Annotated in this window: 17 protein-coding genes; 3 read left to right on the top strand and 14 right to left on the bottom strand. The window is 73.7% G+C overall.

Annotated elements, in window-relative coordinates:
* Positions 1–2: 2 nt before the first annotated feature.
* The 3 genes from ACIRQY_RS20215 to ACIRQY_RS20205 form a co-directional block, all read right to left on the bottom strand.
* Positions 3–1,169: a cytochrome P450 gene (locus ACIRQY_RS20215; RefSeq protein ID WP_403927515.1), complete on the bottom strand. Its 1,167-nt coding sequence runs from the start codon at positions 1,167–1,169 to the stop codon at positions 3–5.
* Between the two features lie 266 nt (positions 1,170–1,435).
* Positions 1,436–2,023 carry a cupin domain-containing protein gene (locus ACIRQY_RS20210; protein WP_351795912.1) on the bottom strand — a complete coding sequence of 196 codons (588 nt, stop codon included), beginning with the start codon at positions 2,021–2,023 and terminating at the stop codon, positions 1,436–1,438.
* A 16-nt stretch (positions 2,024–2,039) separates the two neighbouring features.
* A complete protein-coding gene (locus ACIRQY_RS20205; RefSeq protein WP_403927512.1) occupies positions 2,040–3,263 on the bottom strand; it encodes a cytochrome P450 in 1,224 nt (407 codons plus the stop codon).
* Between the two features lie 275 nt (positions 3,264–3,538).
* On the opposite strand from ACIRQY_RS20205, the gene paaK reads away from it, so the two are divergent.
* Positions 3,539–4,825, top strand: a complete 1,287-nt coding sequence (gene paaK / locus ACIRQY_RS20200; RefSeq protein WP_403927509.1) for a phenylacetate--CoA ligase PaaK — start codon at positions 3,539–3,541, stop codon at positions 4,823–4,825.
* A 467-nt stretch (positions 4,826–5,292) separates the two neighbouring features.
* Here paaK and ACIRQY_RS20195 read toward each other — a convergent pair whose 3' ends face one another.
* The gene (locus tag ACIRQY_RS20195; protein ID WP_403927507.1) at positions 5,293–6,810 is read right to left on the bottom strand and encodes a fatty acyl-CoA synthetase; all 1,518 of its coding nucleotides are present in this window, start codon (positions 6,808–6,810) and stop codon (positions 5,293–5,295) included.
* 349 nt (positions 6,811–7,159) lie between these two features.
* Between ACIRQY_RS20195 and ACIRQY_RS20190 the strand changes: the two genes are divergently transcribed.
* Complete coding sequence (locus ACIRQY_RS20190) at positions 7,160–9,643, top strand: penicillin acylase family protein (RefSeq protein ID WP_403927504.1); 2,484 nt, start codon at positions 7,160–7,162, stop codon at positions 9,641–9,643.
* Between the two features lie 82 nt (positions 9,644–9,725).
* Here the strand turns inward: ACIRQY_RS20190 and ACIRQY_RS20185 are convergent, their stop codons facing one another.
* The 4 genes from ACIRQY_RS20185 to ACIRQY_RS20170 form a co-directional block, all read right to left on the bottom strand.
* Complete coding sequence (locus tag ACIRQY_RS20185; RefSeq protein ID WP_351790423.1) at positions 9,726–10,823, bottom strand: ionic transporter y4hA; 1,098 nt, start codon at positions 10,821–10,823, stop codon at positions 9,726–9,728.
* A gap of 41 nt (positions 10,824–10,864) precedes the next feature.
* Positions 10,865–11,269, bottom strand: coding sequence for a MarR family winged helix-turn-helix transcriptional regulator (locus ACIRQY_RS20180; RefSeq protein WP_351790437.1), 405 nt, complete (start codon positions 11,267–11,269; stop codon positions 10,865–10,867).
* 289 nt (positions 11,270–11,558) lie between these two features.
* Positions 11,559–13,265 carry an acyl-CoA synthetase gene (locus ACIRQY_RS20175; RefSeq protein ID WP_403927501.1) on the bottom strand — a complete coding sequence of 569 codons (1,707 nt, stop codon included), beginning with the start codon at positions 13,263–13,265 and terminating at the stop codon, positions 11,559–11,561.
* Entirely contained in the window at positions 13,262–14,371 is a 1,110-nt protein-coding gene (locus ACIRQY_RS20170) for an NAD(P)H-dependent flavin oxidoreductase (protein ID WP_403927498.1), read from the bottom strand. The genes ACIRQY_RS20175 and ACIRQY_RS20170 overlap by 4 nt, the downstream gene beginning before the upstream one ends.
* 165 nt (positions 14,372–14,536) lie before the next feature.
* Here ACIRQY_RS20170 and ACIRQY_RS20165 point away from each other — a divergent pair, with 165 nt between their 5' ends.
* A complete protein-coding gene (locus ACIRQY_RS20165) occupies positions 14,537–16,309 on the top strand; it encodes a serine hydrolase domain-containing protein (RefSeq protein ID WP_403927495.1) in 1,773 nt (590 codons plus the stop codon).
* Positions 16,310–16,600: 291 nt separating this feature from the next.
* Here ACIRQY_RS20165 and ACIRQY_RS20160 read toward each other — a convergent pair whose 3' ends face one another.
* From ACIRQY_RS20160 to ACIRQY_RS20135, 6 genes are all read right to left on the bottom strand, one after another.
* Positions 16,601–17,524 (bottom strand): LysR family transcriptional regulator, encoded by a 924-nt coding sequence (locus ACIRQY_RS20160; protein ID WP_403927492.1) that lies wholly within the window; start codon positions 17,522–17,524, stop codon positions 16,601–16,603.
* 39 nt (positions 17,525–17,563) lie between these two features.
* Positions 17,564–18,763, bottom strand: a complete 1,200-nt coding sequence (locus tag ACIRQY_RS20155) for a glycine C-acetyltransferase (RefSeq protein ID WP_403927490.1) — start codon at positions 18,761–18,763, stop codon at positions 17,564–17,566.
* Positions 18,764–18,766: 3 nt separating this feature from the next.
* Positions 18,767–19,801 (bottom strand): L-threonine 3-dehydrogenase, encoded by a 1,035-nt coding sequence (gene tdh, locus ACIRQY_RS20150; protein ID WP_403927487.1) that lies wholly within the window; start codon positions 19,799–19,801, stop codon positions 18,767–18,769.
* A 321-nt stretch (positions 19,802–20,122) separates the two neighbouring features.
* Positions 20,123–21,697 carry a phytoene desaturase family protein gene (locus tag ACIRQY_RS20145; protein WP_403927484.1) on the bottom strand — a complete coding sequence of 525 codons (1,575 nt, stop codon included), beginning with the start codon at positions 21,695–21,697 and terminating at the stop codon, positions 20,123–20,125.
* Positions 21,698–22,353: 656 nt separating this feature from the next.
* A complete protein-coding gene (locus tag ACIRQY_RS20140) occupies positions 22,354–24,654 on the bottom strand; it encodes a tetratricopeptide repeat protein (RefSeq protein WP_403927482.1) in 2,301 nt (766 codons plus the stop codon).
* Between the two features lie 26 nt (positions 24,655–24,680).
* Positions 24,681–25,556: an oxygenase MpaB family protein gene (locus ACIRQY_RS20135; protein ID WP_403927479.1), complete on the bottom strand. Its 876-nt coding sequence runs from the start codon at positions 25,554–25,556 to the stop codon at positions 24,681–24,683.
* Between the last annotated feature and the right edge of the window lie 394 nt (positions 25,557–25,950).

Below are 25,950 nucleotides of genomic sequence, written 5' to 3'. Positions count from 1 at the left end.
TCTCACCAGGTCACGGGCAGGGTGACGGGCCCTCTGTTGACGGTTCCGGTGCGCCAGGCGATCTGCTCGGGCGGCACGGCGGTGGCGAGCCGGGGGAAGCGGTCGAGGAGGGTTTCGAGCATCACCTCCGCTTCCATCCGGGCGAGTTGGGCTCCGGCGCAGTAGTGGACGCCGTGGCCGAAGGCGAGGTTCGGGGCCTCGTTCCGTTCGAGGTCGAGCCGGTCGGGGTCGGTGTAGACGGTGGGGTCGCGGTTCGCTGCGGGGTAGAAGACGTAGACCGCCTCGCCCTCGCGGATGGTGACGCCGCCGACCTCGATGTCGGCGGTGGCGATCCGGGGCATCCCGACGCCGTTGCGCTGCGGGATGTAGCGGAGGAGTTCATCGACGGCGAGCGGCAGGCGGCGCGGGTCGGCGCGGAGCCTGGCCGTCTCCTCGGGGTGGGTGAGGAGCACGTAGACCATGGTGGCGACGATGTTCCGGACGGCGTCGAGTCCGTTGAGGGTGAGCATGACGGCCGTCGAGACCAGCTCCCGGGTGCTGAGCCCGCCGGTCTCGCGGGCTCCGGCCAGCTCGCTGAGCAGGTCGTCGACGGGACGGTCGGCGCGCTGCCGGGCGAGGTCCGCGAAGTATCCGGCGATCTCCTTCTTGACGGCCTCTCCCTCGGCCGCGGTGGTGTCGCTGGACAGGATGCCCGCGCGCCACTGCTCGACCCGGTCGAGGTCGGCGGCCGGGACGCCGAGGAGTTCGGCGACGACGGTCGAGGAGAGCGGGCCGATGAAGGTCTCGGCGAGGTCCGCGGGCGGGCCCGCCTGGGCGGTGCGGCGGGCGAGTTCGGCGGCCTGCTCGCGGGTGTGGTCGCGCAGGGCGCGCATACGGCGGCGTCCGAAGGTGGGGGCGATCAGCCTGCGGAGCCTGGTGTGCTCGGGCGGGTCGGCGCGGCCGACGCCGCCGGCCGGGGCGAGGGTGTGCGGGGTCATGCTGGTGACGGGCCGCCCGACGGTGAGGGCACGGCTCATGCGCGGGTCGGCGGCGATCTGTTTCACGTGCTCGTACCGGGTCACCAGCCAGGCGTGGCCCTCGCCGTGGCGGAGCCGTACCCGGGCGACCGGCTCCTCACGCAGCAGCCGGTGCGGCAACGGGTCGAAGACCGTGCCGGGGAGCGGGTCCACGGCCCAGTCGTGGACGACCGCACCGGGACGGTCGTCCGGAAGGGGACGGTCGTACGGAACGGGGCAGCCGGGAGGGACCTCCCGGTCGGTCGGGTGAGGGAGGTCGGGTGCGTGAGGGAGGTCGGGCGGGTCGGGGCGGCCCTGCGGGGCGGGGCGGTCGGGCGGACGAGGGGGGCCGGGCCGGGCGGCACGGTCGGGCGGCCCGGCCGGGCCGGGACGGTCGCGTGGGCCGGAAGGGTCCGGCGGGCCGGGGCGGTCGGGCGGGCTCATGGGACGGGAGCCGTCGTCGCGGGGGCCGGTGGAACGGCGCTCCGGCCCGCGTCGTGCCGCAGCGGGGTGATCTGGTCGATGTCGTAGCGGACGCGCAGCGCTTCGACGGCGGCGTGGTCGACCTCGCCGCCGGAGCCGAGGATGTCCATGAGCTCCTCGAAGTAGCGTTCGTGGTCGGGCGGCGGCGAGGCCTGGAACAGCATGCGGACGGGTTCTCCGGTGGGGTTGGCGAAGGCGTGGGGGCAGCCCGGCGGGACCAGGATCAGGGTGCCGGGGGCCGCGCGCACGGCTCGCTGTCCGGACGCGGACTCCCATTCGCGCCAGCTGTCTCTGGTGCGGACGAGCGGTTCAAAGGCGAGGACGTCGAGTTCCCCCTCCAGGACGTAGAACAGTTCCTCGCTGCGTCCGTGCGCGTGGGCACCGACGTCGAAGCCCGGGGGAACGACGACTTCGAAGGTGGAGGCGGCACGGGAGTGCTCGCCCGTCACCTTGAAGGTGACGTGCTGGGCGGCGGTCGTCAGCGTCTTGCCGTGGCCGGGCGGCACGATGAGGCCTCCGCCCGGTCCGATCGCGGTGGCTGTCACGGGGTGTGTGTTCCTCTCACCAGGTGACCGGAAGGGTCTCGGGGCCGCGGATGAGGGCTCCGCGCTGCCAGCGGAGCTGGTTCTCGGGGACGGCGAGCCGCAGGTCGGGGAAGCGGCCCCACAGGGATTCGACGAGGATCTCGGACTCGATGCGGGCGAGCGCGGAGCCCGGGCAGTAGTGGGGGCCGTGCCCGAAGGCGACGTGCGGGTTGTAGCCCCGGTCGAAGTCGAGCCGGTCGGGGTCGGGGAAGACGTCGGGGTCGCGGTTGGCGGTGAGGTAGGAGACGTAGACCGGCTCGCCGGCGGGGATGGTGACGCCCCCGACGTCGACGTCCTCCAGGGCGATCCGGGAGAGCCCGACGGCGTTGCGGTGGGGGATGTAGCGGAGGAGTTCGTCGACGGCGTGCGGGACCAGTGCGGGGTCGGCGCGCAGCCGGGCGAGGTGCTCGGGGTGGGTGAGCAGCGCGTACACCATGTTGGCGCTGTTGTTGCGGACGGCGTGGGCGCCACCGATCTGGATGAGTACGGCGAGCCCGACGGCCTCGTGCTCGGTGAGTGTGTCCTCGTCGACGGCGTCGGCGAGGACGGCCGCGAGGGTCTCCTTGCCGGTGCCGTGGCTGCGGCCGACCAGCTCGGTGAAGTAGCGGCCCATGTCGGACTTGGCCCGCTCACTGGTCTCGCGCCCGGCGGCGGCCGAGATGATCGTGTCGGACCAGTGGGCCATCAGTGGCCGGTCGCCCTCGGGGACGCCCATGAGTTCGCTGACCACGGCGAGCGGGAACGGTCGGTTGACCAGTTCCATCAGGTCGGCGGGGGCGCCTTCCTCCTCGACGCGGTCCAGGAGACCGTCCATCACGTTCTGGGCGTGTTCGCGGAGGGAGCGCAGGGCGCGGGCGCCGAAGGCGCGGGCCACGACCCGCCGCATCCGGGTGTGGTCGGGCGGGTCGGCGAACCCGACGGCGCCCTCCATCGGGATGAAGTGGGGAGCGACGCGGGTGACCGAGCGGCCCCACACGGCCTGGCGGCTGAAGCGGGGATCGACGGAGACGAACTTGACGTCCTCGTACCGGGTGACGAGCCAGGCGTGACCCTCGCCGTGCGGCAGCCGGACCCGGGTGACGGGGTCCTCGTGGAGCAGCTTGGCCAGCAGGGGGTCGAAGTCGAGCCCGGTGAGATCGGGCACGGCCCAGAAATGGACGTGCGGGGTGTCCGCCGGGCCGGGGACGTGTGTGTCGAGCATGAAGGGGGGACCTGTCTCCGTTGTTGGATGCGTTCGAGGTCTTCCCCCCGTGCTCCACGACCGACGCACGCCCGGCACGGAAAGCACACAAAGGTGTGATCCGGAAGTGAAAAGAACGGGTCGCACGGGCGTTCGCGCGCCCCTGTCGGGGTTCCCCTGGCGCATCTCGGGGTCGTGACCCCTTGCCAACCCCCCGGTACCTCCGGATTTACTGGCGGTGAGCGAATCTACCGAATGATCGGTCGCCCGTTTTGCGACCGTGGAGGAGTGACGTGATGACGGAACTGCTGGACAGCGGCGAACAGCTCGGACGCGAGGAGCTGGCGGCCCTCCAACTGGAGCGGCTGCGGGCGACCCTGCGGCACGTCTATGCGAACGTGGACTTCCACCGGCGCGCCTTCGACGCCGCCGGGGTCACGCCCGAAGACTGCCGCACCCTCGCGGACCTGGCCCGGTTCCCGTTCACCACCAAGGCCGACCTCCGCGATCACTACCCCTTCGGGATGTTCGCCGTCGACCAGTCCCGCATACGGCGGCTGCACGCCTCCAGCGGGACCACCGGCAGGCCCACGGTCGTCGGCTATACGGAGAACGACCTCGACATGTGGGCCGACGTCGTGGCCCGCTCCCTGCGCGCCGCCGGGGCCCGTCCCGGACACAAGGTCCACGTGGCATACGGCTACGGCCTGTTCACCGGCGGGCTCGGCGCCCACTACGGCGCGGAACGCCTCGGCTGCACGGTGATCCCCGCGTCGGGCGGCATGACCGCGCGGCAGGTACGGCTGATCCAGGACTTCCGGCCCGAGATCATCATGGTGACCCCCTCGTACATGCTGACCCTCCTCGACGAGTTCGAGCGGCAGGGCGTGGACCCCCGCTCGACGTCCCTGGAGGTGGGGGTGTTCGGCGCGGAGCCGTGGACGGAGGCCATGCGGAAGGAGATCGAGGAGGCGTTCGCGATCGACGCGGTCGACATCTACGGCCTGTCGGAGGTCATCGGTCCCGGTGTGGCCCAGGAGTGCGTCGAGACCAAGGACGGGCTGCACATCTGGGAGGACCACTTCTACCCGGAGGTGGTGGACCCGTTCACCGGTGAGGTCCTGCCCGACGGGGAGGAGGGCGAGCTGGTCTTCACCTCGCTCACCAAGGAGGCCATGCCGGTCGTGCGGTACCGGACCCGGGACCTCACCCGGCTGCTGCCGGGGACGGCGCGGACGTTCCGGCGGATGGAGAAGATCACCGGGCGCAGCGACGACATGATCATTCTGAGGGGGGTGAACCTCTTCCCCACCCAGATCGAGGAGATCGTGCTGCGCACACCCGGGGTGGCCCCGCACTTCCAGTTGCGGCTGACGAGGGAAGGGCGCCTCGACGCCCTGACGGTACGGGCCGAGGCCCGGCGCGGGGCGACGCCGGAGGAGCGGACGGAGGCGGCCCGGGTGATCGCGGCGGCGGTCAAGGACGGCGTCGGGGTGTCGGTGGGGGTCGAGGTGGTGGATCCCGAGACGCTGGAGCGGTCGGTGGGCAAGATCAAACGGATCGTGGACCTGCGGGGGGAGTGATCGGGACGGTACCGGAGGGGCCGGCAGGACGTGCGGAGCGGACGGGGCGGACGGGGCGGACGGGGCGGATTCCTCACAGAGGGACGGAGGGCGGGGGCGGTGACGGCAGCGCGGGGCGGCGGCGGTGACGGCTTCGGGGGAAGCACGGGGAGGGGTCTCCCCTGCCTCCGCGCCCGGGAGACCGCCACCGGAGGGGGTCCGGGGAGGCGGGCAGCAGGTTCCGGTGGCGCAGCAGGGCGGCGCGCAGGCCGCCTCCGGCAGACGTCCGCTCGGCGGGGCGGCCGGTTGCGATGAGCCGGGGGGCATGGGAGACCGGCGAACCGGTCGGGCTGGTGGGCCGTCTCCGGCCATGGGGAGCGCCCACGGGCGAGGGTCCGGGGCGATCGGTCCGCCCGCCGCTCGGAGAGGTGTCGGGCCCTCATGTGGAGGGATCTTCCCCGGTGGTGAGGGGAGGTACGGGGTGGGCGTCAGGTCGGGGGGTGGGGGGCGAAATGGTTCCTGAGCTCGCGTTTGAGGATCTTGCCGCTCGCGTTGCAGGGCAGTTCGGGCAGGAAGTGGACGCGCTTCGGGGCCTTGAAGCCCGCGAGGCGCTCCCGGGCGTGGGTGAGGAGTTCCGCCTCGGTGACCTCGCCGCGCGGGACGACCACCGCGGTGACGGCTTCGATCCAGCGCTCGTCGGGCAGGCCGACGACCGCCACCTCGGCGACGGCGGGATGGGTGTGGAGCACGTCCTCGATCTGGCGGGAGGCGACCAGGACTCCCCCGGAGTTGATGACGTCCTTCACCCGGTCCACGACGGTGAGGTAGCCCTCGGTGTCGCGGACCGCGAGGTCGCCGGAGTGGAACCAGCCGCCCCGGAAGGCCGCCTTCGTCTCCTCGGGCTTGTTCCAGTAGCCCGAGCACAGTTGCGGGGAGCGGTAGACGATCTCGCCGGGTGTGCCGTCGGGGACGTCCTCGCCGTCCTCACCGACGATCCGGGCCTCGACGTGCCGGACGGGACGGCCGCAGGAGTCCATCCGGCCCTCGTGCTCGTCGGGGCCCAGGACCGTGGCGAGGGGGCCTATCTCCGACTGGCCGAAGCAGTTGTAGAACCGCAGTCCGGGCAGCCGGGCGCGGAGCCGCTCCAGGACGGGCACGGGCATGATCGACGCGCCGTAATAGGCCTTGCGGAGGGCGGACAGGTCGCGTTCCGCGAAGCCGGGGTGTTCGGCGAGGCCGATCCATACGGTGGGCGGGGCGAAGAGGCTGTCGGCGCGGCCCGCCTCGATCAGGTCGAGCAGGACGGCCGGGTCGGGCCCGTCGATGATCGTGTTCTCCGCGCCGACGGCGAGGTAGGGGAGGAGGAAGACATGGATCTGGGCGGAGTGGTAGAGCGGCAGCGCGTGCACCGGCCGGTCGTCCTCGCTGAGGTCAAGGGCCTCGATCGCGCTCGCGTACTCGTGGGCGAGGGCAAGATGGGTCATCATCGCGCCCTTGGGCCGGGCGGTCGTGCCCGAGGTGTAGAGCAGCTGGGCCAGGTCCAGGGCGTCCCGGTCGGTGAGGAACGGCTCCGGTTCGGCGAGCGCGTCGAGGAGCGAACCGGGCGCGTCCCGCAGTGCCTTGACCGCGAAACCGTCCGGAATCCGGTCGGCGAGGGCCGGATCGGCGAGGACGAGGGAGGTCTCCGACTGTTCCAGGAGGTAGGCGAGGTCCTCGCCCACCAGCTGATGGTTGACCGGCACATGGATCAGACCCGCCCGCGCGCAGGCGAGGAACGCCACGAGGTAGACATCCGAGTTGTGGCCGTAGGTGGCGACCCTCGCGTACTCGGGCAGTCCGTGGCCGTGCTCCGGTTCGCGCAGGACGGCCGCGGCGGTCGAGACGGCCGCGTCGAGTTCGGCGTACGTCCAGCTCCGGTCGGCGTACCGGACGGCGATGCGGTCGGGCACGCGCCGGGCGCTGGCGCGCACGAAACCGTCGACGGTACGGCTGATGAGTCGGTCCATGCGGTGATCCTCGGCGGGCGGCGGACGGAAGGTCAAGGGGGTTGCGGCAGGCCGTACCCGGGCCGTCCTCGCCGGTCCGGGTACGACCCGTGGGACCCGGCACGGCACCTCACGCCGTGGCGGGAACGGCCGGGTTGTCCCGGACGCCGCCGCTCCTCCGCCGCACGACGCACCGCACCGGGGGCGGTGGGCTCGACCGCCCACGTACGGAAGAGCCCCCTTGGCCATGGCCCGGACATCGCGCCTCGGACGACGTGGCTCGGGCGATGGACGTCCTGTTGACACGGGGGGTGCGGGGCTGGGTGCATGGGGCCGACCGGCAGTGTTCATCCTTCCGTTGGGAGGCACGTTGCATCTCCGCACCCGTCTGAAACACCTGGCGCTCGCCTGCGCCGCCGTCGCCGTGGTCACGGCCACGGTTCCCGGTGCCGCCGTCGCCGATCCCGGGGGCCGGGACCACCGGCCGTCCGACCGGGGCCTGTCGGCCGTCATCCGGTACACCGAGTACGGCATCCCGCACATCGTGGCCCGGAGCTACCCCGACCTCGGCTTCGGCACCGGGTGGGCGCAGGCGGCCGACCAGGTCTGTGTGCTCGCGGACGGTTTCCTCACCGTGAACGGGGACCGTTCCCGTCACTTCGGCCCGGAGGCCGCCCCGGACGGCTCGCTCTCCTCGGCCGCCACGAACCTCTCCAGCGACCTGTACTTCCGGGGCGTCAAGGACGCGGGGACGGTCGAGGCCCTGCTCGCGACCCCGGCGCCCGCCGGGCCGAGCCGTGACGTCAAGGAGTTGATGCGGGGCTGGGCCGCCGGGTACAACGCCTGGCTGCGCAAGAACCGGATCACGGACCCGGCCTGCGCGGGGGCCGACTGGGTCCGTCCTGTGACCGCGCTGGACGTCGCACGACGGGGCTTCGCCGTCTCCGTCCTCGGCGGACAGGGCCGGGCCGTCGACGGCATCACCGCCGCCCGGCCGCCCACCGCCCCGGGCACCGGAACGGCACCGGGCACGACCGTGACCGCACCGGCGGCCCGGACGGCACCCGGCGCGGGCGGGTCGGGCGGGTCGGGCGGGTCGGGCGGGTCGGGCGGGTCGAACGAGGTGCCGGACCCCGAGCGGGCCGCCGAGGCCGCACGGGCCCTGTTCGCCCCCGAGAACGCCACCATGGGCTCCAACGCCGTCGCCTTCTCGGGCGCCACCACGGCGAACGGGCGCGGGCTGCTCCTGGGGAACCCGCACTACCCCTGGCAGGGCGGGCGCCGCTTCTGGCAGTCGCAGCAGACCATCCCCGGCGAGCTGAACATCTCGGGTGCCTCGCTCCTCGGCACCCCCGTCGTCAACATCGGCTTCAACGACAGGGTCGCCTGGAGCCACACCGTCGCCACCGGCGTCCCGCTCAATCTGCACCAGTTGGCGCTCGTGCCCGGCGACCCCACCGCGTACCTGGTGGACGGCCGTCCCGAGCGGATGACCGAGCGCCGGGTGACGGTGGCCGTCAGGAACGGGGCGCCGGTCTCCCGCGCCCAGTGGTGGACCCGGTACGGCCCGGTCGTCGGCGGGCTCGGGCCGCAGTTGCCGCTGCCGTGGACGACGACCACGGCGTACGCGCTCAACGATCCCAACGCGGCGAACCTGCGCGGCTCCGACACCGCGCTGGGCTTCGGGAAGGCACGTTCCACCCGGGACATGTCGGAGGTGCTGCGCAGGACCCAAGGGCTGCCCTGGGTCAACACGGTCGCGGCGGACTCGGCGGGTCGCTCCCTGTTCACCCAGGCGCAGGTGCTGCCCCGGATCACCGACGACCTCGCGGCGCGGTGTTCGACCCCGCTCGGCCGGGCCACCTATCCGGCCTCGGGGGTCGCGGTGCTCGACGGTTCGCGTGCGGAGTGCGGTCTCGGTTCCGATCCGGACGCGGTGCAGCCGGGTGTGTTCGGCCCGGCGCGGATGCCGGTGCTCCGGGACACCCCGTACCTGGTGAACTCCAACGACAGTGCCTGGCTGACCCATGCCGAGCGGCCGTTGACCGGCTACGAGCGGATCTTCGGGACGGTCGGGACCCAGCGCTCGCCGCGCACCCGGGGCGGTGTCGAGGACGTGGCGGCCATGGCGGCGCGCGGCGGTCTGACGGTGGCCGACCTCCAGCGGCAGCAGTTCGCCAACCGGGCGCCGATCGGCGATCTGGCGGCGGCGGACGTGGCACGTGCCTGTCCCGCGGCGCTCCCGGACGACACGGAGGCGTGCCGGGTGATCGGGGCCTGGGACCGCACCATGAACACGGACAGCCGGGGGGCATTGCTCTTCGACCGGTTCTGGCGCAGGTTCGCGGCGACGGTGCCGTCGGCGCAGCAGTGGCTGGTGCCGTTCTCGGCGACCGATCCGGTCCGTACGCCGCACACCGTGAACACGGCGGCGGCGGGCTTCGCGAAGGCGCTCGGCGACGCCGTGGCGGAGTTGCGCGCGGCGGGCATCGCGCTGGACGCTCCGCTCGGCGCGCACCAGTTCGTCGTACGGAACGGGCAGCGGATCCCGGTGGGCGGCGGCACGGAGTCGTTGGGCGTCTGGAACAAGACGGAGCCCGGGTGGAACGCGGCGGGCGGCGGGTACACCGAGGTGGCGCACGGAACCAGTCATGTGCAGGCGGTCGGCTGGGACGGCGGCCGGTGCCCGGTGGCCCGGACCCTGCTCTCGTACTCCCAGTCGTCGAACGCCGCGTCGCCGCACTACGCCGACCAGACCCGGCTGTACGCGGACGGGCGCTGGGTGACGTCCCGGTTCTGCGAGAAGGACATCCTGAGCTCGCCCGCGCTGCGGGTGGTGGTGGTCAGGGGCTGAGCGCTGAGAAGCCCCGTGGGGTGTGACCGAATGGTTCTCCGGTCACACCCCACGGGGCGGGAGCTCCTTCGGGCCCGCGGTGTCAGGGGCTGAACGACAGGAACACGAAGGCGGCGAAGATGGAGAGGTGGACGCCGCCCTGGAGGAGCGTGGCCCGTCCGGGCACCAGGGTCAGGGCACTCACCACACCGGTGAGGGCGAGCAGGACCATGTGGATCGGGCCCAGGCCGAGCACGAGGGGTCCGGACAGCCAGATGGAAGCGAGCGCGATGGCCGGGATGGTGAGGCCGATGCTGGCGATGGCGGAGCCGTAGGCGAGGTTGAGGCTGGTCTGCATGCGGTCCCGGCGGGCCGCCCGGACGGCGGCGAGGGTCTCGGGCAGCAGCACCATCAGGGCGATGATGACGCCCACGACGGCCTTGGGCAGGCCGGCGGACTCGACGCCGCTCTCGATGGTGGGCGAGATCAGCTTCGCGTTGCCGACGACGGCGACGAGCGCGAGGAGGAGCAGGCCGAGGCTGAACCAGGTCTGCCGGTCGGTCGGCGGGTCGGCGTGGTCGTCCGCCGAGTCCTGGCCGGGCCGGGGCACGGGGAGGAAGTAGTCGCGGTGCCGGACGGTCTGGACGGCGACGAACAGGCCGTACAGGCAGATGGAGGCGGCGGCGGCGAAGGCCAGTTGGGCGGTGGAGAACTCGGGGCCCGGGTGGCTGGTGGTGAAGGTCGGCAGGACCAGCGTCATCGTGGCGAGGGTGCAGACGATGGCGAGCGCGCCGCCCGACCCCTCGGCGTTGAAGACGGCGACGCGGTTGCGGAGCGCTCCGACGAGCAGGGAGAGGCCGACGATGCCGTTGCAGGTGATCATCACCGCCGCGAAGACGGTGTCCCTGGCGTAGGCGGAGGTCCCTTCGCCGCCTCCCGCCATCAGGGTGACGATGAGTCCGACCTCGATGATGGTGACGGCCACGGCGAGGACCAGTGAGCCGTAGGGTTCGCCGACCCGGTGGGCGACGACCTCGGCGTGGTGGACCGCCGCGAGGACGGCGGCGATGAGACAGAGCGCGATGAGTGCGACGGCGACGCCCTGCAGGTCGCGGCCCCAGGCCACGGTGAGGTCGAGCGCCGCGATCACCGGTGCCCAGGTCGTCCACTGTTTCGCGATCGATTTCGTACTCGAACTCATGATCCGCATCCTGCCACAAAGGGGGCTTTCGCCCGATTCGGTCAATCCATGGGGCCGCTGAGGCCGCGTTCGTACGCGGTGAGGGTCTCGACGAACACGCGCCGTTCGGACGCGTTCAGCGGGGCGAGGGCGGCGCGCCAGGCGGCGGCGCTGCGGCCGAGCCAGCCGTCGATCTCGACGCGGTGCGCCTCGGCGATGGAAAGGATCTTCCGCCGCCGGTCGACGGGGTCCTCGACCCGCTCCAGCACGTCCTTCTTCACCAGGTCGCCCACCATCAGGCTCACCGTGGTGGGGGCCACCTCCAGACGGGCGGCGAGCTCGTTCACGCTCAGCGGCCCGTCGAACAGGAGGTAGGCGAGGAGGGAGAGGTGGCGCGGCGCGAGCGTGAGCGACTGGAGCTCGTCGGGGACGCTCATCCGCCGGATGCGCCCGACCATACGGGGCATGAGCAGCAGCAACGTCCGGACGGCCTCGTCGACCTGGGGCCCGTTCTCGTCCTCGGGTCCGTCGGGACCCTCGGGTTCGTGCTCCGGTTCGTCCTCGGTCTCACCGGCTTCCGGCCGGTCATCGGTCCCGTCTTCCCGGTGCGCGGTCGGCATTCCGGCCCCTCCCCATTGAATTTGCTTTCAAAGCAAAGAGATCTACGGGGTGATCCTACCCGAAGACAGCGGTGTGCCCGGCTCCAGCCGCACCTGGAACCGGGCACACGGGGGAATCCGGGGGAACCGGCAGGCATCATAGAGGCCGTTCGTGTCCCTCCCAGTAGGGCTCGCGCAGACGCCGCTTGTACAGCTTGCCGTTGGGGTCGCGGGGCATGACCTCGACGAAGTCGACCGACTTCGGACGCTTGAACCCGGCGAGCCGGTCCGCGCAGTGCGCCAGGATCTCCGCGGCGAGTCCCGGTCCGGGCGCGTGCCCCTCGGCCGCCTCCACGACCGCCTTGACCTCCTCGCCCCAGTCGGCGTCCGGGATGCCGAAGGCGGCGGCGTCCGCGACCGCCGGGTGGGCGAGCAGCGCCGCCTCGATCTCGGCGGGGTAGATGTTCACCCCACCGGAGATGATCATGTCGATCTTGCGGTCACGGAGGAAGAGGTAGCCGTCCTCGTCGAGGAGGCCCAGGTCGCCGACGGTGAAGAAGTCCCCGATGCGGTTCTTCGCGGTCTTGGCCTCGTCCTTGTGGTACTGGAAGCCACCGGTGCTCATCCTCAGGTAGACGGTGCCGAGTTCACCGGGACCCAGCCGGACGCCGTCGTCGTCGAAGACCGCGAGTTCGCTGATCGGCCAGGCGCGGCCGACCGTGCCCGGCCTCTTCAGCCACTCCTCGGCGGTGGCGAAGGCTCCGCCGCCCTCGCTGGCCGCGTAGTACTCCTCGACGCACCGGCCCCACCAGTCGATCATCGCCCGCTTGACGTGCTCGGGGCACGGCGCGGCGCCGTGGATGGCGTGGCGCATCGAGGAGACGTCGTACCGCTCCCGCACCTCCTCGGGGAGGGAGAGCAGCCGGTGGAACTGGGTGGGGACCATATGGGTGTGGGTGCAGCCGTGCCGGTCGATCAGCCGGAGCATCTCCTCGGGCGTCCACCGGTCCATCAGGACCAGCGGGTGGCCGATGTGGAGGGCCGCGGCGGCGAACTGGAGGACGGCCGTGTGGTAGAGCGGCGAGCAGACCAGATGGGTGTTGCCGTCGGCCGGGCGGATGCCGAAGATGCCGAGGAAGCCCCCGAGGTGGGTCTCCTCGGGGAGCTTCCCGGGCAGCGGACGCCGGATGCCCCGGGGCCTTCCGGTGGTGCCCGAGGTGTAGTTCATGACCCAGCCGAGGGTCCGGTCCGCGGGTGCGGTGTCGTCCTGGTCCGCGAGCAGCTCGGCGTACGGGCGGAAGCCCGGGACCGTACCGACGGCGTACCGGTGGGTGGCGGCGAGGCCCGCCCCTTCGGCGGCCAGGGTCACCGCTTCGGCGAACCGTTCGTGGGCGAGCAGGACCTTGGCGCCGGAGTCGGCGACGATCCACGCGATCTCGGTGCCGACGAAATGGTGGTTGACGGGGACGAGGTAGAACCCGGCCTGGGTGGCGGCGAGATGGGCGGTGAAGAACTCGGGGCCGTTGGGGAGGACGACGGCGAAGGCGTCGCCGCGTTCGAGCCCGGCGGCGCGCAGCCCGTGGACGAGCCGGTTCGCCGCCGCGTGCAGCCGGCCCGCGCTCCACTCCTCGCCGTCGGGGGCGACCAGGACCGTGCGGCCGGGGTCGGCGGCGGCCTGCGCCCAGAAGCCGGGCGGCGACTGCCCGGCCGCCCGGGCGCCGGGGCCACCGGTGCCGGTGCCGGATCCAGTGCTGGTGGCGGTGCCCGGGGCCGTGCCCTTGCCGAAGCCGCTGTCCCCGCCCGGCCCGGTAGCGGAGCCTGCGTCGGCACCGGTCTCCGCCGCCTCGTCCCGTCGTCCGCTCATGACACGCTCCGTCCGGCGATCCGGTTGATGCGGTCCACTGCCTTCTCGAAGCCCCGGGTCAGGTCGTCGACGACCTGCTGGACGCTGCGCTCGGAGTTCATCCGGCCGACGATCTGCCCGACGGGAGTGCCCAGCAGGGGCTCGACCTCGTGGCGCTGGATGCGGGAGACCGCCTCGGCGACCAGGAGTCCCTGGAGCGGCATCGGCAGGGGGCCGGGCCCGGCCGGGTCGTCCCAGGCGTCGGTCCACTCGGTGCGGAGCTGCCGGGCGGGCTTCCCGGTCAGCGCGCGGGAGCGGACGGTGTCGCCCGAGCCCGCCGCGAGGAGTTTGGCGGTGAGGGCGCGGGAGTGCAGCTCCGCCTCGGTGGTGGTGAGCCAGACCGAGCCGAGCCACACGCCCTGCGCGCCCAGGGCGAGTCCGGCGGCGATCTGCTCCCCGCTGCCGATGCCGCCCGCGGCGAGGACCGGCAGCGGGGACACGGCGTCGACCACTTCGGGGGTGAGGACCATGGAGGCGATCTCCCCGGTGTGCCCCCCGGCCTCGTACCCCTGGGCGACGACGATGTCGATGCCCGCCTCGGCGTGGCGCCGGGCGTGCCGGGCGCTTCCGGCGAGGGCGGCGACGAGGACGCCGTGGTCGTGGGCGCGGGCGACGACGTCGGGGGGCGGGGAGCCGAGGGCGTTGGCGAGGAGTTTGATCGGGTAGTCGAAGGCCACGTCGAGCTGGCCGCGGGCGACCTGCTCCATCCAGCCGGTGATGCGCCAGCCGGAGGCCTCGCCCTCGGGGAGTCCGGGCACCCCGTGCTTGGCGAGGGTGGCCCGGACGAACGCCCGGTGCTCCTCCGGGATCATCGCCTCGACCTCGGCCTCGGTGACCCCTTCGACCTTCTTCGCGGGCATCACGACGTCGAGGCCGTAGGGCAGGCCGTCGGTGTGTTCCTGCATCCAGTCGAGGTCACGCGCGAGGTCGTCGGGGGCGGTGTAGCGGACCGCTCCGAGGACTCCGAGGCCGCCCGCTCTGGTGAGCGCGGCGGCCACCGCGGGGAAGGGCGTGAAGCCGAAGATGGCGTGCTCGATCCCCAGTGTGCGACTCAGCTCCGTCTCCATGGGCGGCAGGATGCCGCAGCGGCACGACGGAGGGAAGGGCTTTTCTGATGCAGCGTCAGATTCTTTGTCCGGTCGCCGTCTCGCCTGTCGCGGTTCTGCCGACGACGGCCGTACGAGAGGGTGGGCGGGGGCCGGACGCGGCGCGGCTTCCGGGGAGGTGTGGTGGTGACGAACGGTACGGGAGCGGGCCCGGTGCGCCGGACCACGTTGCGGCGCGGGTCGGCCCGGCGGGCCGGGCTGCTCCCCGGCCCCCTCGAACGGCTGGTCGCGGAGGCCGAGTCCTTCCTCGGCCCCTCCCCCGTCCGTCCCTGGTACGCGGGCGCCGTGCTGCTCGCCGGGCGCGGCGGGACGGTCGCCCTGCACCGGGCGATCGGTTCGGCCGTGCGGTACGCGGCGTACGACGACACGACGGACAGCGGGGTGGAGCTGCCGCCCGGACGGCGGGTGCCCATGACGAGGAACACCGTCTTCGACCTGGCATCGGTCTCCAAGCTCTTCACCTCGCTCCTCGCCGTGCAGCAGATCGAGCGCGGGAGGCTGGTCCTGGACGCGCGGGTGGCGGCGTACCTGCCGGAGTTCGGCGGCGGCGGGAAGCGGGAGGTGACGGTCCGGCAGCTGCTGACCCACACGTCCGGGCTGCGGTCCTGGATCCCGCTGTACGAGGAGCCGACGCGGGAGGGCCGGCGCCGACGGCTCCGGGAGGAGGAGCCGCTGCACCCGCCCGGCTCCGCGTATCTCTACTCCGACCTGAATCTGATCGCGCTCCAACTGGTCCTGGAGGAGATCACCGGTCTCGGTCTGGATGTCCTGCTCCACGACGAGATCACTGCTCCACTCGGGATGCACCGCACTCGGTTCGCTCCACCGCTCTCGTGGCGCCAGGGCATCGCCGCCACCGAGGACGCCCGGCCGCCGTGGTCGGGGCTCGACCGGGGCATGGTGCGCGGCACGGTCCACGACGAGAACGCCCACGCCCTGGGCGGGGTCGCGGGCCACGCCGGAGTCTTCTCCCGCGCCTGGGACCTGGCCGTGCTGGCCCGCACCCTGCTCAACGGCGGTGCGTACGGCCGGACCCGCGTCCTCTCCCCCGCCTCGGTCGACCTGCTGTTCACCGACTTCAACACGGGCTTCCCCGGGGACGGGCACGGACTGGGCTTCGAACTGGACCAGCGCTGGTACATGGGCGCCCTGGCGACGCCCCGGACGGCCGGGCACACCGGCTTCACCGGCACCAGTCTCGTCCTGGACCCGACGACGGACAGCTTCCTCGTCGTCCTCGGCAACTCGGTGCACCCGGTCCGCTCCTGGCGCTCCGGCTCCGCGCCCCGCGCCGCCGCCGCGAACCGGCTGGCCAGGGCCGTTCCCGTCCGGCCGCCCCGGGGCCGTACCGCCTGGTTCTCCGGTATGGCGCCCGGCGCGACGGGGACTCTCGTCCTGCCCCCGGTGGGGGGCGCGGCGCGCTTCGAGTGCGCGCTGTGGTGGGACACCGTGCCCGGCACCGGCCGCGCCTTCCTGGAGGCCCGCGCGGAGAGCGGCACGGCGGGCGGAACGGGCGCCTGGGAGCCGGTGCCGTTCACGACCTTCCGCACCGGGTCGGCCCGGGACCGCCGTCCCTCCGGAGCGGTCGAGGATCGGCCGGGCCGGGTCCGGCCCCCGTCCGGAGCGGTCGAAGGCCCTCCGGGCAGGCACCCGTCCGGAGCCGTCGAAGGCTGGTCGGGCCGGGTCTGGCACCGGCTGACGGCCGAACTGCCCGGCCGGGCCACCGGCACCGTACGGCTGCGCTGGCGGTACACGACGGACGAGCGGTACGTCGGCCGGGGGGTGTACGTGACCGGGATGCGGGTCCTGGACGCGGCGGGCCGTCCCCTCTTCGACGAGACGCGGCCCCTGGACGGGACCCGGATCGGGGCGGCGGGGTGGAGGCGGTCGGCGGACTGAGACGGGGAGGTCCCGACGGGGAAGGGACGGTCCCAATGAGGGCGGGATGTACGGGCCCCGGGGCCGGGTCGTCCGGACTCCGAGCCGAGTGAGCCCCGGTCCGCAGCCGGGCCGGGCGGGCCCCGGCGGAAGGATCTCGGCGCCTCTCCCCCGGCGTCGGGCCCGCCCGCCGACGCGTCCGCGCGGTCCGTTCCAACCCTTCGCGTCCGCCCTCCCCCGGCCGGAGCCTCGCCCACGCCCCCCGCTGGCCCGGGCGGTCCATCGCCCTCGGGCCCGGGCGGTCCATCGTCCTCAGGCCCGCGCGTCCGCGCGTTCCGGTTCGGCGGCGGTGCGGAGTTCCAGGAGGAGCGGGCTGATCAGGGGGTGTTCCTCGGCTCCCCGGCGTACCGCGGCGAAGACCCTGCGGGTCGGCGCGACGCCGTCCACGGGCCGGACCTCGACCCCGCCGAGGTCCGCCCCGCGCAGTGCCGAGCGCGGTACGAGGGCGACCCCGGCGGCGGCCGAGGCAAGGGCCACGACGGCCCTGAAGTCGTCGGAGACATGGGCGAAACGGGGCGCGAACCCGGCGTATTCGCAGGCCAGGACGGTCACGTCATGGCAAGGGTTGCCGGTGGACTGCCCGATCCAGGTGTCCTTGGCGAGGTCGCCCAGCGCGATCCGCTCGTTCCCGGCGAGCGGGTGGCCGGGGGGCAGGACCACGTCGAAGGGCTCCGCGTAGAGCGGGACGCGGGTGAGGCGTGCGTCGTCCTCGCCGGGCGCGCCCCGGTACTCGACGGCGACGGCGACGTCCACCTGCCGGTCGAGGACCATGAGCAGGCTCTCGTCGCCCTCGGCGTCCCGCACCCTGACCCGGATGCCGGGCGCCGTACGGGCCAGGGCCGTGAGCGCGGGGGCGACGACCAGGCCGATGCCGGTGGCGAAGGCGGCGACCGTGACCGTGCCCGCCTCGCCGGAGCCGTACGCGGCCAGCTCGGACTCGGCGCGCTCCAGCTGGGCGAGGACGGCGTTGGCGTGGCTGAGCAGGATCTCGCCCGCCGGGGTGAGCCGGGCGCCCCGGGCACTGCGGTCCACGAGCCGGTGGCCGGTCTCCTGCTCCAGGGCGGCCAGCTGCTGGGAGACGGCGGAGGGCGTGAGGTACAGCGCGGCGGCCGCCGCCGTGACCGTGCGGTGGTCGGCCACCGCACGGAGGATGTGCAACCGCCGCGCTTCGATCATGCTCCTAGTCTCGCAGGCCGCGCGGCCCGCGCTCGCCGGTCAGGCGCTCAGGGCGGCGCGGGCCTCGACGAACGCGTCCACGACCCGGTTCACGTCCTGCGTGGAGTGCGCCGCGGAGAGCTGGACGCGGATACGGGCCTGGCCCTGCGGGACCACCGGGTACGAGAAGCCGATCACGTACACACCGCGCTCCAGGAGCAGTTCGGCCATGCGGCCGGCCTCGGACGCGTCGCCGATCATGACGGGGGCGATGGCGTGGTCGCCGGGCAGGATGTCGAAGCCCTCCGCCGTCATCCGGGTGCGGAACAGTGCGGTGTTGGCGCGCAGCCGGTCCCGCAGGTCACCGGCGGACTCCAGCAGGTCGAGGACCTTGAGGGAGGCGGCGGCGATCACCGGGGCGAGGGTGTTCGAGAAGAGGTACGGGCGGGAGCGCTGGCGGAGCAGGGCGACGATCTCGGCGCGGGCCGCGACATAGCCGCCGGAGGCGCCGCCGAGGGCCTTGCCGAGGGTGCCGGTGATGATGTCGACGCGGTCCATGACGCCGTGCAGCTCGGGGGTGCCGCGACCGCCGGGGCCGACGAAGCCGACGGCGTGCGAGTCGTCGACCATGACCATGGCGTCGTAGCGCTCGGCCAGGTCGCAGATCTGGTCGAGCGGGGCGACGTACCCGTCCATGGAGAAGACGCCGTCGGTGACGACGAGCTTGCGCCGGGCTCCGCCCTCGGTGGCCTCCTTCAGGCGCTGCTCCAGGTCGGCCATGTCACGGTTGGCGTAGCGGAGGCGGCGGGCCTTGGAGAGGCGGATGCCGTCGATGATGGAGGCGTGGTTGAGGGCGTCCGAGATGACGGCGTCCTCGGGGCCGAGGAGCGTCTCGAAGACACCGCCGTTGGCGTCGAAGCAGGAGGAGTAGAGGATCGTGTCCTCCTGGCCGAGGAAGGAGGACAGGCGCGCCTCCAGTTCCTTGTGGACCTCCTGCGTGCCGCAGATGAAGCGGACGGACGCCATGCCGTAGCCCCAGCGGTCCAGGGCCTCGTGGGCGGCGGCGACCACGTCGGGGTGGTCGGCGAGGCCCAGGTAGTTGTTGGCGCAGAAGTTGAGGACCTCGCCGGGGCGGCCGCCCGAGGTGACCTCGACCGTGGCCGACTGGGGGGTGCCGATGACCCGCTCGGGCTTGTGGAGTCCGGCCGCCCGGATCTCGTCGAGGGTGGCGCGGACGTCGTCGCGTACGGAATCGAACATGGGTCAGGCTCCCGCAGTCCAGTCGAGGATGATCTTGCCGCTCTTGCCGGAGGCCGCGTCGTCGAACGCGGCCTCGAAGTCGGTGTACGCGTACCGTCCGGTGATCACCGGGGCGAGGTCGAGGCCGCCCTCCAGGAGCACGGACATCGCGTACCAGGTCTCGAACATCTCGCGGCCGTAGATGCCCTTGACCGTGATCATCGAGGTGACGATCTTCGACCAGTCGACGGCGAAGTCCTCGCTGGGCAGGCCCAGCATGGCGATCTTGCCGCCGTGGGTCATGTTGGCGACCATGTCCCGCATGGCCTGCGGGTTGCCGGACATCTCCAGGCCGACGTCGAAGCCCTCCTTGAGTCCGAGGGTCCGCTGGCCGTCGGCGATGGTCTGCTCGGCGACGTTGAGGGCGAGGGTGACGCCGGTCTTGCGGGCCAGGGCGAGGCGCTCCTCACTGACGTCGGTGATGACGACGTGGCGGGCGCCCGCGTGCTTGGCGACGGCGGCGGCCATGATGCCGATCGGGCCCGCGCCGGTGACGAGGACGTCCTCGCCGACGAGCGGGAAGGAGAGGGCCGTGTGCACGGCGTTGCCGAACGGGTCGAAGATGGCGGCGACGTCCAGGTCCACGGGGACGCGGTGCACCCACACGTTGGACGCGGGCAGGACCACGTACTCGGCGAACGCTCCGTCGCATCCGACCCCGAGGCCGATGGTGGCGCGGCAGAGGTGGCGGCGTCCGGCGAGACAGTTGCGGCACTTGCCGCAGACGAGGTGGCCCTCGCCGCTGACCAGGTCGCCGACGGCGATGTCGGTGACGTCACGGCCGACGGAGGCGACCTCGCCGACGAACTCGTGGCCCACGGTCATCGGCGTGGCGATGGTCTTCTGCGCCCAGCCGTCCCAGGAGCGGATGTGCAGGTCGGTCCCGCAGATACCGGTCCGCTTGACCTTGATCAGTACGTCCCCGGGGCCGGTCTCCGGCTCGGGCACGTCCGTGAGCCAGAGTCCCGGCTCCGCCTTCAGCTTGACCAGCGCCTTCAATGCAATGGCTCCCGACGTGCGTGTCCTGTGATGTGGGCTTGCGGGCACGACTCGGCGCCCAAGATCCCTGGAAGGAAATCTTCCGTACGAAGCGCTCGCGGTCCATCGAGGTTTTCTTAAGCGCGCTCGCAGATCAGCTTCACACCGCCGGTGGGGGCACGGCGACGTCAACGCGTCCGCACGGGGAGCACCGGGCGGGCGTCCGGAGATCCGTCGCGCGGACCCGGTCGGTACGCGCGACCAGCCGGTGCTCGGGACCCGGTCGGTACGCGGGGACCCCGGCCGCACGAGGGAACCCTTGGCGGCGCGCGCGTGGACCCGTCAGCGTCCGAGGACGGCCATCGCCGCGTTGTGGCCGGGGATGCCGCTGACTCCCCCGCCCCGGACGGCGCCCGCGCCGCACAGCAGCACGTTGGCGTGCCCGGTCCCCACTCCCCAGCGGCCCCCGCCCTCCTCCGCGTACGGGAAGGACAGGTCGCGGTGGAAGATGTGCCCGCCCGGCAGGCGCAGCTCGCGGGCCAGGTCGAGCGGGGTCTTCGCCTCGACGCAGGGTCTGCCGTCCGCGTCGAGGGCGAGGCAGTCCGCGATCGGCTCGTCCAGGTGGGCGTCGAGCTGTTCGAGGGTGGCGGCGAGGAGTGCGGCGCGGGTGCCGTCGTTGTCGGCGGCGAACAGGCGGGCGGGGGTGTGCAGGCCGAACAGGGTGAGGGTGTGGTGGCCCGTGGCGGCGAGTCCGGGGCCGAGGATGCCGGGGTCCGTCAGTGAGTGGCAGTAGATCTCGGAGGGCGGTGCGGACGGCGGGCGGCCCGCCGCCGCCTCGGCGTGGGCGGTGGCCAGTTGCCCGTACCCCTCGGCGATGTGGAAGGTGCCCGCGAAGGCCTCGTGCGGGTCCACGGAGCGGTCGCGGAGTTGGGGCAGCCGGGTCAGCACCATGTTGACCTTGAGCTGGGCACCCTCGGGGGCGGGCGGGGGCGTCTCGCCGAGGAGGGCGGCGAGGTCGCTCGGGGAGGCGTTGACGAGGACGTGCCCCGCCTCGACGGTGCCCTCGCCCTCGGCGGTGCGGTAGCGGACCTCGGCGCGGCGACCGTCGGTCTCGATCCCGGTGACCTCGTGGCCGGTACGGAGCCGGGCCCCGGCGGCGCGGGCCGCATCGGCGAGGGCGTCGGTGAGGGCGCCCATGCCTCCGACGGGCACGTCCCAGTCGCCGGTGCCGCCGCCGATCACGTGGTAGAGGAAGCAGCGGTTCTGCGGGAGCGCGGGGTCGTGGGCGTCGGCGAAGGTGCCGATGAGGCCGTCCGTGAGGACGACTCCGCGCACGAGGTCGTCGGCGAACGTCCGCTCGACGGCGAGGCCCAGGGGCTCCTCGAAGAGCGTCCGCCAGGTCTCGGCGTCGTCCACGCGGGCGCGCAGTTCTTCGCGGGTGGGCAGCGGCTTGGTGAGGGTGGGGAAGATCCGGCGCGCGGCGCGGCCGGTCCGGCCGTAGAAGTCGCGCCAGGCCTCGTACTCGCGGTCGGAACCGGTGAGCGCGGCGAAGGACGCCCGGGTCCGCTCGGGCCCGCCGCCGACGAGGAGCCCTCCGTCACCTCTGGGGGTGTACGAGGAGACGGACCGCTTGCGGACGGCGAAGCGCAGTCCCAGCTCGCGCACGATCTTCTCCGGGAGGAGCGAGACGAGGTACGAGTACCGGGAGAGACGGGCGTCCACCCCGGTGAAGGGACGGGTGGAGACGGCGGCGCCGCCCGTGGCGCCGAGCCGTTCGAGCACGAGCACGCTCCGCCCGGCGCGCGCCAGATAGGCGGCGGCGACCAGCCCGTTGTGGCCGCCGCCGACGATCACGGCGTCGTAGGAGCGGGAGGCGGCGGGTCCGGGAACGCGGGGCTGCGGCGCGGGCTCGGTCATGGCTCATGCTCACACGGCTCCGGTACCGGGGGAAGCCCGCGTGCGGGGGCGGGCGGGCTGCCGCGCGGCCCCCGCACGCGGGAGCCACCTGAACGCGGGGCGGGTGCCGCACGGGTCAGCGAATGCCGCACGGGTCCTGCCTCCGCCAGGACGGCTCCGGCTGTCCACCGGGCAGCGGGCCGGACCGGCGGCGAGTGGGACCTGTGACGGGTGAGACCGGTGGTGGGTGGGACCTGTGACGGGTGGGACCGGTGGTGGGTGAGACCTGTGACGGGTGGGACCGGTGGGCCGGGAGCCGGGGGTGGCCGGGACCAGCAGCCGGGGCCGGGGCCGGAGCGCCGCATGGGCCAGGGTCGGCGGCGGCCGGCCCTGCCGGGTGGCCGAGAGCCGGTGACCGAGGGCTCAGGCCCGGTGGCCGAGGAGCGGAAGTCGGTGGCCGAGGGTCGACGACGGAACTGACCGGCGTGGGCTTGTGCGACAGAGGGCTTCCGGCTCCCCCGCGCCCTGAAGGGCGGCCCCGGCCGGGGGCGGAAGGCCAGGGTTCGAGGCCCGCGTCAGCAGAGCGTCGGGGCGACCCCCGCCGAGGCGGCGGGGACGGCCCCCGTCACCTGGCGGGCGGGGTCGCCGGGGCGTCGGCGCTCGGGGCTCGTCGGCGCTCAGGGCTCGGTCGGCATGGCCGCTCTCAGATGGAGGGCGGCGGCTTCGGCGGGGCGGTCGAGGCGCTCCAGGCAGTGGGCCTCGTCGTCCAGGGCGGCGAGGGTGTCGGGATGGGCCGCGCCGAGGACCCGGGTGCGGGCGGCGGCGATGGCACGGTACGCCTCCAGGGCCTCCTCCTCACGGCCGAGGCGCCCGAGGGCGACGGCCGTCTCGCGTCGGCTCAGCAGGGTGTCCGGGTGATCGGGTCCCAGGACCCGCGCCCGGTCGGCGCGGACGCCCCGGGACTCGTGGAGTGCTTCCGCCCACCGGCCGAGCCTGCCGAGGTTGACGGCGAGGGCGTGGCGGGCGCGCAGGGTCTCCGGCCCGTCGGCGCCCTGGGCGCGCGTACGGGCGGCGACGAGGTCGCGGCAGACGTCGAGGGCGTCGGCCGCCTGGCCCAGGCGCCCGAGGTGGACACCGGTCTCGTAGCGGGCGGCGAGGGTGTCCGGATGGTCGGGCCCCAGGGCGGCGGCGCGCGCGGCGGCCAGGGCGCTGTACTCGGCGAGGGCCTCCCGGCCGCGCCCGAGCCGTCCGAGGGCGTACGCCACCTCGTGCCGGGTGAGCAGGGTGTCGGGGTGGTCCTCGCCGAGCAGCAGGGCGCGGGCCTCCGCGACCTCCTGGGCCGTACGGTACGACTCTTCGAGACGGCCGAGGCGGCCGAGCGTGAACGCCAGGTTGTGGCGGCAGCGCAGGGTGTCGGGGTGGTCGGGGCCCACCGTCCGCTCGCGGGCGGCGAGCACCGCGAGATAGCCGTCGTACGCCTCGGGGTGGCGGCCGAGGCGGCCCAGCGCGTACGCCCGTTCCTGCCGGGCGGCGAGCGTGTCGGGGTGGTCGTCGCCCAGGACGCGGGCGCGGGCGGCGGCGACCCGGTCGAAGACGCGCAGGGCGTCGGCGGGCCGGTCGAGCCGGGCGAGGGCGAAGCCGACCTCGTAGTGGCTGGCCAGGGTGTCGGGGTGGTCGTCGCCCAGGACACCCGTACGGTGCTCGGCGACGGAACGGTGCACGGCCTCGGCCTCGGCCCAGCGGCCGAGCCGCCCGAGGCCCATGCCCGCCCGGTACCGCCCGGCGAGGACGGCGATCAGTTCGGCGGAGGGGGCGGCCGGGGGCCGCGCCGGTCCGGGCTCCGCTCCCGGCACGGCGGACGCCCGGGCGGGCGCGGTGGCGTGGGGGCCGCGGGGCGCGCCCGGTCCGGGGACGGTGGTCCGGCCGGTGGCGGGCGCGTCGACGGGGGTGGTGGGCCGGGTCGCGGTGGTCCACTCCGTGGTGAGGACCGCGGCGGCGGGGTCGTGGGCGACCGGGCGGGGCGCGGCGGCGGGCCGGTGGCCGCCGGTCATCCCCCGGACCCACCCGGGCGGCGCGGCGGGCGCCGGTCCGGGGCCCGGGACGACGGTGGGCGGGAAGGGCGTCTGCGGGACCCGGCCCGTCCCGATGCGGCGGCGCAGGTCGCCCGCGTCGGCGGGGCGCTCCTCGGGCACCTTGGCGAGCAGGTCGACGACCATGCGGTCGAAGTAGTCGGGGAGTTCGGCGCGGTGCGCGCGCGGTGGACGGGGCACGGTGTCCCGGTGTCCGATGAGGATCGCCCAGGAGTCGCCCAGGTCGAACGGCGGGACGCCGGTGGCCAGTTCGTACAGGACGCAGCCGAGCGAGTAGAGGTCGCTGCGGTGGTCGATCTCGCCGCCGCCGATCTGCTCGGGTGACATGTAGTGGGGGGTGCCCATGGCGATGCCGGTGCCGGTGAGCTTGGACGTGAAGCCCATGTCGGCGCCGAGGCGGGCGATCCCGAAGTCGCAGATCTTCACCGTCCCGTCCTTGAGCCGCATGATGTTCGCGGGCTTCAGGTCGCGGTGCACGATCCCGTGGCCGTGGGTGTACGCGAGGGCGTCGGCGACCTGGTCGGCGATCTCGACGAGGTCGTGGACGGGCAGCGGCTCCTGCTCGTTGGCGGCGAGGAGCTGGCTCAGGTTGCGTCCTTCGAGCAGTTCCATGACGAGGAAGAGCACCCCGTCGTACTCGCCGAAGTCGTGGACCACGGTGATGCCCCGGTGCTGGAGCGCGGCGGCCACCCGGGCCTCGCGCCGGAACCGTTCGCGGACCACGGTGAAGACCTGCGGGTCCTGCTGCGGTCCGAGCGGCTTGAGGCACTTGACGGCGACACCGCGCCCGAGTGCCTCGTCGGTGGCGCGCCACACCTCGCCCATGCCCCCTCGGCCGATGACCTCGTGCAGGCGGTACCGGCCCTGAATGAGTCTGGATTCCCCCATCGTGTGCTGTCGCCCCCGTCGATTTCCTATGCCTTCCCCGGCCCCTCCAGTATGGACGCCGGTGCTGACAGTGGGTACGGGGCGGGGTACGCGTAAGGGTCGGGCCGGGTGTCGTGGCCGAGCCGGTCCATGGCGCGCGGGATGTGCCGGGGCGGCAGCCGCCAGCGCAGCCGGGCCGGGACGCACCGCAGCAGGTTGGCGGTGGCGACGAGCCGGTGGGTGACCTGGTCCGGGGATGGCGCGGGACGCCCGTAGAGCGCATGGGCGTAAGGGGGCAGAGTGTCGTACGCGAGCGCCGTCACGCGCCGCCAGATCGCTTCGCGCGCCGGTACGAGAACGGGTGTGACGGGCGGTCGCCGCAGGAAGTCCTCGACGGTCCGGGCGTCGGGTCCGGCGGCGAGCGAGGGGCGGACGGCGTCGAAGTAGGCGGCGAGTCCGGCGACGGAGCCGGGGACCTCCGCCGGGTCGAGGCCGATCAGACGGGCCGAGGTCCGGTGCTCGTCGACGTACCGGTCGGCGAGGGCGTCGCTCAGCGGGATGCCGGAGCGGCGGGCGACCGTGAGGTACGAGTCGGTCTCGGCGCAGTGCACCCACAGGAGGAGTTCCGGATCGTCCACGCGGAGTCTGCGGTGGATGCCCCGCACGCGCGCGCCCGCCGCCTCGGCGGCCCTGGTCGTCCCGTAGCTGAGGGTCCCGACGAAGTCCGCGGTCCGCAGGAGGCGGCCCCAGGGGTCCTGCCGGAAGTTACTGTTGATCATGACACCGCGTACGGCGACGGGGTGCAGCGCCTGGAGCCAGAGGGCCCGTAGGCCCGCGATCCACATGACGGGGTCGCTGTGGAGCTGCCAGGTCACGGAGCGGGGCCCGAAGAGCCCGGGGTCGGCGTCCCGTTCGGCTGCCATGACGGCTCCTCCCTCGTGAGGATCCAGGCTACGCCCCGGAGGGGGCGGAACGGCCGGGCTCCGAGCGCGGCGGGTGCTACGACGGGTGGTGCGCCCGGCCGGTGCCACGGAAGGGCCGGCGCGCCCCGCGCCCCCGGGGCAGCAGTCGGACCGTCACGAGCGCGGGGAGCCCTGCGGAGATCACCGGGGGTCTCGGCGCCACGCGCGCGCGGGTGCCGCGCCGCCGGGATCCGGTCGCCGTGCTCGAAGCGGCTCGGCACCACGCGCGCGGGTGCCCCCGGTCGGCGGGCGGCTCGTGCGCCGGGCAGGCCCTTCGGCTCCACGCGCGCGCGTGTCCCGTGAAGCCGCCGACGAGGGAATGCCGGGGGCGGGTCCGGAGATCTGGCAGCGCCGA

Source organism: Streptomyces sp. NPDC101490 (assembly GCF_044767145.1).
In the GTDB taxonomy this organism is placed as follows: domain Bacteria; phylum Actinomycetota; class Actinomycetes; order Streptomycetales; family Streptomycetaceae; genus Streptomyces.
The sequence above is the reverse complement of the archived record's forward strand: the minus strand, read 5'-3'. Positions and strand labels throughout refer to the sequence as shown.

Bases quoted from the DNA above. Each gene is read 5' to 3' on its own strand.
- ACIRQY_RS20205 (WP_403927512.1), bottom strand. From the start codon at position 3,263: ATGCTCGACACACACGTCCCCGGCCCGGCGGACACCCCGCACGTCCAT.
- paaK (WP_403927509.1), top strand. From the start codon at position 3,539: ATGACGGAACTGCTGGACAGCGGCGAACAGCTCGGACGCGAGGAGCTG.
- ACIRQY_RS20195 (WP_403927507.1), bottom strand. From the start codon at position 6,810: ATGGACCGACTCATCAGCCGTACCGTCGACGGTTTCGTGCGCGCCAGC.
- ACIRQY_RS20185 (WP_351790423.1), bottom strand. From the start codon at position 10,823: ATGAGTTCGAGTACGAAATCGATCGCGAAACAGTGGACGACCTGGGCA.
- ACIRQY_RS20180 (WP_351790437.1), bottom strand. From the start codon at position 11,269: ATGCCCCGTATGGTCGGGCGCATCCGGCGGATGAGCGTCCCCGACGAG.
- ACIRQY_RS20175 (WP_403927501.1), bottom strand. From the start codon at position 13,265: ATGAGCGGACGACGGGACGAGGCGGCGGAGACCGGTGCCGACGCAGGC.
- ACIRQY_RS20170 (WP_403927498.1), bottom strand. From the start codon at position 14,371: ATGGAGACGGAGCTGAGTCGCACACTGGGGATCGAGCACGCCATCTTC.
- ACIRQY_RS20160 (WP_403927492.1), bottom strand. From the start codon at position 17,524: ATGATCGAAGCGCGGCGGTTGCACATCCTCCGTGCGGTGGCCGACCAC.
- ACIRQY_RS20155 (WP_403927490.1), bottom strand. From the start codon at position 18,763: ATGTTCGATTCCGTACGCGACGACGTCCGCGCCACCCTCGACGAGATC.
- ACIRQY_RS20145 (WP_403927484.1), bottom strand. From the start codon at position 21,697: ATGACCGAGCCCGCGCCGCAGCCCCGCGTTCCCGGACCCGCCGCCTCC.
- ACIRQY_RS20140 (WP_403927482.1), bottom strand. From the start codon at position 24,654: ATGGGGGAATCCAGACTCATTCAGGGCCGGTACCGCCTGCACGAGGTC.
- ACIRQY_RS20135 (WP_403927479.1), bottom strand. From the start codon at position 25,556: ATGGCAGCCGAACGGGACGCCGACCCCGGGCTCTTCGGGCCCCGCTCC.